Annotated in this window: 1 protein-coding gene; it reads left to right on the top strand. The window is 61.4% G+C overall.

The annotated features are described in order from the left end of the window. Nucleotides 1-175: 175 nt before the first annotated feature. Nucleotides 176-726 (top strand): beta-ketoacyl synthase N-terminal-like domain-containing protein (locus NKI06_RS30865; RefSeq protein WP_352987929.1); only part of this gene is annotated, 551 nt, incomplete at its 3' end.

Here is a 726-nt window from a genome sequence, read left to right as displayed (position 1 = left end):
TGCCCAGCGTGCCCAGCTATGTGCTGTTCCAGGCCCCAACCGTCGCGGCCCTGGCCCACTATCTCGAACTCGATGCCGGAGAGACGGTCGAGGCGGTTAAGGCACCAAGGGTGGATCGAACCGAGAAGCGTCGGGAGCGGCTTCTGGCGCTTCGCCAGAAGAGGTGAGGAGCGTCATGGAACTTGACGGCGCCTATGATACCGCAATCGCAATCATCGGCCGGGCGTGCCGCATCCCCGGCGCGAACGAGATCCACGACGTCTGGCCAACCATCGTTTCGGGCACGCGCTCGATTAGAGACTTCACCATTTCGGAGGCCGAGAAGGCAGGGTTGAGCCGTGCCGACGGCGAATCTGCGGACTGGGTCTACGCTGGCGCGCCAATAGGCGGCATCGAATGTTTCGATGCAGCTTTCTTCGGCTATGCGCCGAGCGACGCGGCTATGATGGACCCGCAGCACCGTCTGTTGTTAGAACACGCTTGGCACGCGATCGAAGACGCCGGATATGCGAGCGATCCGATGCGGGGAAGGATTGGCGTATTCGCGGGCTCGGGGCCACCAGCGTATAAATCACACAACCTGCTCACCAATGCCGAGAAGTTGGCGGAAGCCGGAGAACTCGCCATTTCAATAGGCAACGACAAAGACGCGTTGTGTTCGACGCTATCTTACAAGCTTGGCCTGGAGGGGCCGAGCGTGGCGGTCCAGACCTTCTGCTCCACCTC

Origin of the sequence: Mesorhizobium sp. M0772 (assembly GCF_040320135.1) — a bacterium.
GTDB lineage: Bacteria > Pseudomonadota > Alphaproteobacteria > Rhizobiales > Rhizobiaceae > Mesorhizobium.
This window is presented reverse-complemented; position numbering and strand designations above follow the sequence as displayed.